General features: G+C 37.0%; 6 protein-coding genes. 4 read left to right on the top strand and 2 right to left on the bottom strand.

Going from position 1 to position 7,891, the window contains the following annotated elements; translation table 11 throughout:
* Positions 1 to 406 precede the first annotated feature (406 nt).
* Entirely contained in the window at positions 407 to 1,972 is a 1,566-nt protein-coding gene (locus tag CS063_RS10550) for a putative polysaccharide biosynthesis protein (protein ID WP_099449664.1), read from the top strand.
* 26 nt (positions 1,973 to 1,998) lie between these two features.
* On the opposite strand, the gene CS063_RS17655 is transcribed toward CS063_RS10550, so the two are convergent.
* A complete protein-coding gene (locus tag CS063_RS17655) occupies positions 1,999 to 2,325 on the bottom strand; it encodes a hypothetical protein (RefSeq protein WP_099449663.1) in 327 nt (108 codons plus the stop codon).
* 190 nt (positions 2,326 to 2,515) lie between these two features.
* Here CS063_RS17655 and CS063_RS10540 point away from each other — a divergent pair, with 190 nt between their 5' ends.
* Together CS063_RS10540 and CS063_RS10535 are read left to right on the top strand one after the other, a co-directional pair.
* A complete protein-coding gene (locus tag CS063_RS10540) occupies positions 2,516 to 3,247 on the top strand; it encodes a LytR/AlgR family response regulator transcription factor (RefSeq protein WP_180270752.1) in 732 nt (243 codons plus the stop codon).
* Positions 3,244 to 4,530 (top strand): ATP-binding protein, encoded by a 1,287-nt coding sequence (locus tag CS063_RS10535; protein WP_099449661.1) that lies wholly within the window; start codon positions 3,244 to 3,246, stop codon positions 4,528 to 4,530. The genes CS063_RS10540 and CS063_RS10535 overlap by 4 nt, the downstream gene beginning before the upstream one ends.
* Positions 4,531 to 4,578: 48 nt before the next feature.
* On the opposite strand, the gene CS063_RS10530 is transcribed toward CS063_RS10535, so the two are convergent.
* Positions 4,579 to 5,853 (bottom strand): aminotransferase class V-fold PLP-dependent enzyme, encoded by a 1,275-nt coding sequence (locus tag CS063_RS10530; protein ID WP_308415485.1) that lies wholly within the window; start codon positions 5,851 to 5,853, stop codon positions 4,579 to 4,581.
* Between the two features lie 340 nt (positions 5,854 to 6,193).
* Between CS063_RS10530 and CS063_RS10525 the strand changes: the two genes are divergently transcribed.
* A complete protein-coding gene (locus tag CS063_RS10525) occupies positions 6,194 to 7,855 on the top strand; it encodes a phosphoenolpyruvate carboxykinase (ATP) (protein ID WP_099449659.1) in 1,662 nt (553 codons plus the stop codon).
* Positions 7,856 to 7,891: the final 36 nt, after the last annotated feature.

The raw sequence follows: 7,891 nt of genomic DNA, 5'->3' as shown, positions 1-7,891 counted from the left end.
TATGAAAAATTTAAACTTTCGTGACACAGTGCAGAGCAAGAAAGAAGGCTTTTCGCAGGTTTCCTCCACAGACTTTCGCAAAGTCTTGGTGAAGGACTGTAGGCTGTTTTTAGGGACGTTATCGCAAGCGTTCTTCTTGCGATAGGTAGGACTGTTAGTCTACAGTACTGAGCCTAGAGTTTGCCAAGGCGAGGACCCAGAAACCGGAGAAAAGCCTTCTTTCTTGCGGCCGCGTAGGCACCCCTTCTTTTTCTTGACTTTTAAATTCCTAAGGGCACCTCAACAAACTGAAATTTTGCTACCATTATTAATTCTTCTATAAGTTTCCTTTAAAGATTTAGTAGTAAAAAAAGTTTGTCCTCATATACTTAATTGTAGGTAATTCATATAATGAGGAGGAATTCTTTTGAAGGAACAAGGTCTTATCGCCAGTACTATTTTATTAACTGCAACCTCCTTGGTGACACGTACAATAGGGATGATTTCTATTGTTTATATTTCTAATACTATTGGTACAGAGGGTATGGGACTCTATCAACTTTTAATGACTATTTATAGTGTAGGTATTATTGTGGCCTCTGCAGGTCTTAGCGTATCTGTTTCCAAAATGATTGCAGAGGAAATTGCTAAACACCATTTTTCTATGATCTCAAAGGTTATGGCAATTGCCCTCTTTATAAGTGCTTTGTTAAGTATTACTACTAGCTTTATGTTTTTTACTTTTACAGACACAATCATTCATCTATTTATTGCTGATGCTCGTATCCTATGGGGGCTTAAAATGCTTTCTCTTAGTATCCCATTTATTTCTTTTTCCTCTTGTTTTAAAGGTTATTTTTACGCGGTTAAGAAAGCTGCCTTTCCTGCAAGTGCTGATATTTTAGAACAATTTATAAAACTTGCTCTTATCATGACTTTAGTAGGTCTTTGGGCACCTAAGGGTTTATCTTACGCCTATGCAGCTGTAGGGATCGGCATGACTATTGGTGAAATGATCTCTTGCAGCTATTTATTGACTCTCTACCTCATTAATCGCAAGGGGGTTTCTTACCCTAAAGGTAAAGTTCCCTTTTATAGTACCACTCGTAAAAGTATTCTCTTTGGCCTTATTAAACTCATACTTCCTATTGCACTTATTGCCTACGTAGGTTCTGCCTTTATCTCTATTGAAAATATACTTATACCGATGAGCCTTAGAAAATTTGGAGCTTCTACAGAGGACTCGCTTAGTATTTATGGTATGTTAAAAGGCATGGTACTACCCATTCTTTTTTTTCCCTCTGCTTTTTTAACAGCCTTCTCTACCACACTTATTCCTGAAATTGCTCGCGCCAATGCTCTTGGACACAAAAAAAGAGTGGCCTATACTACTAACCGTGTTATTCAACTTACTTTTATACTCAGTATGCTTATTGTAAGCATATTTATTAATTACTCTACTGAAATTTCATTGATCTTCTATAAAAAATTAGAAGTAGGGCAAATGCTTAAAATCCTTGCCCTTATTGTTCCTTTTATGTATATTGAAGCTGTTACAGATGGTATCTTAAAAGGGTTAGGTATTCAAATGTGCTGCCTAAGGTATAGTATCATTGATTCCCTCTTTCGCATCCTCATGATTTACTTTTTAATACCCATTAAAGGTATTTCTGCCTTTATAGGTATTATGATTGCTAGTAATATTCTTACTTCTACTCTTAACTTTAATAAACTTTTAGATGAAACTAAAATTAAAATAAAGGTAAGTAATTGGCTTATCAAACCCAGTGTAAGTGCGACTACAGCAGGTATCTTTTCTAAACTACTCATTAATCAAATAATCCCCACCTCTATCTCTCTTAGTTGGCATTTATGCCTAGGTATTAGCTTATGCCTAATGATCTATATTGTTCTCCTTTTTTTAGTGGAGGCCCTTACTTCAGAAGATTTCAATTGGCTAAAAAAACATCTTTCTCCATGCAAGGAAGGGTAAAAAGTTACAATCTTCACAGATATAGCTTATAGCATGTTCTCCTTTCGAGCTAGGTGAAATCTCAAGATAAAAGCTGGGATACGATGCATAGGAGTTTTTAGTAATGCATTATAGTCTTTTTCCACTTCCCTATAGACCATGAGCTTGCTTGCCAATATATTTTGTGCTGCTACATCATACTCACCACCTCGTTCCTGCATATATAGTCTTCGGTGCATCTGCACCTGCTCATAGATGATATCAAGGCTCTTTCGCTTTGCGGAAAGCTCTCTGAAACTCAGCGAGAACCACAGTATAACAAACGCTACCGTACAGATTCCTGCAGCAAACCAGCCTAACATGTTTGATGTCATAGATTATTACTCCTTCCCGTGTAAATGTCATCTCTACACACTAAAAGAATAGCAAACATTCTCCCTAAAATCTTTTTATCGCACGAATTAGCACTCCTATGGCACGAATCGTAGTTTCTAATTCTTGAAGCTCATTTTGCTACATGCTATAATATGCTCGGATAGTTATACATAAATGGGGGAATTGAACATGCATATTGCAGTTTGTGATGATAGCATAGACGAGCTGTCTCGTATTTCTTTGCTGTTGGAAGATTACCGTAGGAAGCGGAATCGCCCAATCACATACGAAGTCTTTCAAAGTGCCACCGAGCTTTTAGAAACCTTGGTAGTGCGACAGTTTGATTTGCTACTTTTGGACATCCTCATGCCGGGCGTTACCGGAATGGATGCTGCTAAAGAGCTTCGTCGTTGGAATAACGAAATAGCAATTATTTTTCTCACCTCCTCCCGTGAGTTTGCGGTAGAGAGTTACCGTGTAAGTGCCGTGGACTATATTATAAAACCTGTGAGAGAGGATGAGCTATTCCCCACTATTGACAAACAGCTTATAAAAATTGCACAAGAGGAAGCTTATTTGACACTAAAAACAGGTAATGGTCTCATCAAGCTTCCCTTTTCTAAAATTGTATATGTGGAGGTCATAAATCGCATAGTTCAGTTTAACCTTATAGAGGGTGAGATAAGGGAAACATATGGCTACCTTGCCGATTATGAAGGAGCTTTACTAGCAACCTCATATTTTTATAAACCTCATCGTTCCTATGTGGTAAACTTACATCAAGTCACTGAACTTAATAAAAACGGTTTTTTTACTACAGTTTATAAAATTGTACCAGTTGCCCGGAACTCTTTCGCCAATGCGAAAGCGACTTATATGAAATATTTGCTTTCACAAAACGAAAGGAGTGGCAAGCTATGATAGTTACCATTTTGGAAATGCTCCGTTACTGCTTAGTTTTAGTATTTGGTGTGGCAGTGTCACTTTTATTTGCTGGTGTACGGATAGGCAGGCTGGTTACTGCTTTTTTTTGTATAGTTGTTATTCTCTTTCAAGTACTTACTTGGAAAATGATGGGTATAGTATTTACAACTCAAGTATATCCCTTAATTGTTCACCTACCGTTGATCTTATTCCTTGTCTTTTATTTTAAGCGCCCATGGTTAATTTCTATAAGTAGCGTACTTGCAGCCTACCTTTGTTGCCAAGTTCCTCGTTGGATTGGAGCAGTGATGATGGTAATTGTTGGTGACCTCCTTGCTAATCATATCAGCTATATTGCAACCATGGCTGTTGTATATTATTTTCTCAAAAGGCATATAGCCAGCTCGGTTCAAGAACTGATGGAGCGGTCGCTAAGCTCTTGTCTGCTCTTTGGTACCGTGCCGTTTTTGTATTACATATTCGACTATGTTACCACCGTTTATACAGATTTATTGTATTCAGGAGCTTATGGAGCAGTGCAGTTTATGCCCTCGCTTGTATGCACATTTTATTTCTTATTTGTCCTCCTATACTACAATGAGTCCCAAAAGCAGGCCCATGCTCAACGGGAACGAGACCTCTTTGCTTTACAACTTCATCAAGCTCAATTGGATTTTGACAACATGCGGCAAATAGAGAAAAATACTATAATCTCTCGTCATGATATGCGCCATCATCTAGCATTAATTGGAAGCTTTGCAGCGGATGGAAATCTATCAAAAATAAAAGAATATGTTACCAGTACAGAAGCTACTATTGATGCGCTTACCCCAAAACGTTACTGCGAAAATGAAACAATCAACTTAATTTTGTCTGCCTTTAATACACGGGCAAAAAAAATGGATGTAGCTATGAAAGTAGACGTCAAATTACCAGCCATACTTGGGGTAAATGATACTGAGCTTTGTGCACTACTGTCTAACGCACTGGAGAACGCCATAACTGCTGCTGCACAATTGGAAGATAAAAAGCTCCGTAAGATATATATCCATGCTATTGTCACCAATCATAAATTAGTCATTTCTACTGAAAATGCCTATGTGGGAAAGATCGAGATGGAGGGTGAATTACCAAAATCAAAAAACAAGGACTATGGACATGGCTTTGGAATTAAAAGCATGATAACCATTGTAGAGCGTCATGGTGGACTGTATTCCTTTGAAACAGAAGGTGGGGTGTTTATCCTACAACTTTTGTTGCCACTAGGCAATTTAATCTAAAGTACGAAAAAATGAAATCACTCCTTTCCTATACCGAAAGGAGTGGTTTCATTTTTTTCCCCCTATAAGTTTTCCGATACTTTCTATAAGTGTGTCAACTTCCTCTTCCGTATTGTATAAACCTAAGCTAGCACGAACCATCCCTGGCATGGTAGCATTAAAATCTTGCATCTTTTGGTAGCGCTCATCATCACTTATATTTAAGAGCCTTGCCACATAAGGCTGAGCACAAAAACAACCTGTTCTTACAGCAATACCACATTTCTTTTCTAAGAATTCTCCCACCTTATCATATGTTATTCCCCTTATATTAAAAGGAACTACTCCAACTCTTTCTCCCCTTTGATCCCCATAAAGGATTACCTCTTTATACTGGCTTAGCCCTGATATAAGCCTTATTGTGAGTGCTTTTTCATGTTTTTCTATAGCTTCAAAACCTATTTTTTGTAATACAGTAGTTGCTGCTACAATGGCCATAGCACCTAAAAAATTAGGTGTACCCGCTTCTTCCTTTTCTGGTGCTCTTTTATAATAGACATCATTATCAAATACAGCTGTTACAATGCCACCTCCTATCATATAAGGAGGTGCAAGATCAAAAATTTCTTTAGGCCCAATTACTACCCCACATCCAAAAGGAGCATACATCTTATGTCCAGAAAACACAATAAAATCAATATGATCTCCTTTACCCGTTCCTTTTACTTGAATAGCCCTATGTGCTACTAGTTGTGCTACATCCACTACAAGTTTAGCTCCGTACCTATGAACAATTTGAGCAATTTCATAAATCGGTGTGATATAACCTGTTACATTAGATGCACCCGTAAGACTCACTAGGCTAATAGTTCCTATACTCCGTCTTAACTTATTCTCTAATTCATCTAAATTAATTTTCCCTTCACTATCTACTTCTATATAAAAGGTTTGAGCTGCTCTTCGCCAAGGCAGATCATTGGCATGATGCTCCATACGTGTAACTAATACTTTAGTGGTTTTGTCTCTACAAAGAATATTGGAAAGTAAATTAATTCCCTCTGTAGTATTCTTAACATAGATCGTAGTATAACCATCCTCCTTGGATATTCCAAAGAAACTTAGAATTTCTTCTCTCGAAATCTCATAGGCCTGTGTACAATAATGTGATTTTTGACCTCCCCTTCCTACTGAACCATACATCAAAATATTGGTATAAATAAATTCATCTACCTTTTTTAGAGGAGGTGTTGTAGCTGCATTATCCAAATTAATAGCTACTCTATAGGAACCATCTTCCAACTGTATCTTTTCTTCAATTCCACTAAATAATTCCCTATAATTCATGATTCTTTTCTCCCTCATATATGTTTAAAAAAATATATTCTTACAAGTTATAGATTATGTACTAATATATTCTATGCCTTTATAAATAAATGTATATTTTATCCATTTTATTTGTAAATTAATTAATTCATTTTAAAAGATTATTAAATTTTAATATTAACTTTTATATTCATTAATTTTATTAAATTGTTTGTTAAAAACCTTGACATTAACAGTTAAAAAATAGATAATTATACTTGGGAGAAATTTTGATATTTCTCTCAATTAGCCACTTTTGTTAGGCTTATTTTGTCACATTGTGGCATGTAATAAATTATTTTAACCTAAGGAGGATTTTCAAATGGCAACAAAAGCAAGATTTCCTAGAACGGAAATAGGTGCTAGCAACCCTATTTTCAACTCAATCCGCACAACAATTGAAACAGGTTTCTATGGCAATAACGTAACTCTTGTAACCTCTTTAAAAGAAGCTTACAAATATGCTGTAAAGGCTCCTGGTACTGTAGTTACAGACATCCCTGTGTACCAACCAGAAATTTTAGGTCTTGATGAAGATGCTAAAATTCTTCTTTTCAATGACGGCGCAGTAAGTGGACGTGCTGCTGCTGCTCGTAAAATCATGGGAGAAGAAGGAATCAATGCTGGAGAATATGCTCTTAAAATTAGCGAAGCTATCTTCCAAGCTCGTAAAAAAGAAATGTGTCATGCGCAAGCTATCGTAGGTCTTGATAAGGACTTTGCTGTAAAAGCTCATCTTTGTATTCCTGCTACATATGCGAACAATATGTATTCTTGGTTACTTAACTTCCAAGCACTTAATGAAGAAGTTTCTAAGATGTACAATGAATCTCGATTATTTGATACAGATGGAGATATCTATATCTTCTCTGACCCAGACTGGTCTCACCCAGATCATCCAATGGGACTTACATTCTTTGATCCAGAGCATAACTGTGCAGCTCTTCTTGGTATGAGATACTTTGGAGAACACAAAAAAGGAACACTTACACTTGCATGGGCTATGGCTAACCGTCACGGATACGCTTCTTGCCACGGTGGACAAAAACGTTACAACCTTCCAAATGGTAAAAGCTTCGTAGCTGGTGTATTTGGTCTTTCTGGTTCTGGTAAATCAACTATCACACATGCACGTCATGGTGGTAAATATGATATTACCGTACTTCACGATGACGCTTTCGTTATTTCAACAGAAGATGGTTCTTCAATTGCTTTAGAGCCAGCTTACTTTGACAAAACACAAGACTACCCACTTACATGTGAAGATAACAAATACCTTGTTACTATGCAAAACTGTGGTGCTACAGTTGATGAAGATGGTAAAGTTGTTCCTGTTACAGAAGATATTCGTAACGGTAACGGCCGTGCTGTTAAATCAATCCTTTGGTCACCAAACCGTGTAAACAAATTCGACGAACCAGTTAATGCAATCTTCTGGATCATGAAAGACCCAACTATTCCACCAGTAGTAAAACTTAGTGGTGCTGAGCTTGCTTCAGTTATGGGGGCTACACTTGCTACAAAACGTTCAAGCGCAGAAAGACTTGCTCCTGGCGTAGATCCAAATGCATTAGTTGTTGAACCATATGCTAACCCATTTAGAACTTACCCACTTGTAAATGACTATGAAAAATTCAAAGCATTAGTTGCTGAAAGAAACGTAGATTGCTACATCATCAATACAGGTGATTTCATGGGTAAAAAAGTAACTCCAAAAGATACACTTGGTATCCTTGAAGCAATTGTTGAAGGTACAGCTACTTTCAAACCATGGGGACCATTCTCAGATATCGAAATTATGGAGTGGGAAGGCTTCGTACCAGACTTCTCTAATAAAGAATATGTTGAACAATTACAAAAACGTATGCAAGATCGCGTAGACTTCGTTGCATCTCGTGAAACAGCAAAAGGTGGATTTGATAAACTTCCAGCTGAAGCTCTTGAAGCATTAAAGAAAGTTGTTGCAGAAGCTCATAACGCTTAATAATTAAAAAATAAAGACTTGATAGGCTATTAAAGT

Origin of the sequence: Sporanaerobium hydrogeniformans, assembly GCF_002735925.1 — a bacterium.
GTDB classification, from domain to species: domain Bacteria; phylum Bacillota; class Clostridia; order Lachnospirales; family Cellulosilyticaceae; genus Sporanaerobium; species Sporanaerobium hydrogeniformans.
This window is presented reverse-complemented; position numbering and strand designations above follow the sequence as displayed.

Coding starts and splice junctions, on each gene's coding strand:
- CS063_RS17655 (WP_099449663.1), bottom strand. CDS start 2,325: ATGACATCAAACATGTTAGGCTGGTTTGCTGCAGGAATCTGTACGGTA.
- CS063_RS10540 (WP_180270752.1), top strand. CDS start 2,516: ATGCATATTGCAGTTTGTGATGATAGCATAGACGAGCTGTCTCGTATT.
- CS063_RS10535 (WP_099449661.1), top strand. CDS start 3,244: ATGATAGTTACCATTTTGGAAATGCTCCGTTACTGCTTAGTTTTAGTA.
- CS063_RS10530 (WP_308415485.1), bottom strand. CDS start 5,853: ATGAATTATAGGGAATTATTTAGTGGAATTGAAGAAAAGATACAGTTG.
- CS063_RS10525 (WP_099449659.1), top strand. CDS start 6,194: ATGGCAACAAAAGCAAGATTTCCTAGAACGGAAATAGGTGCTAGCAAC.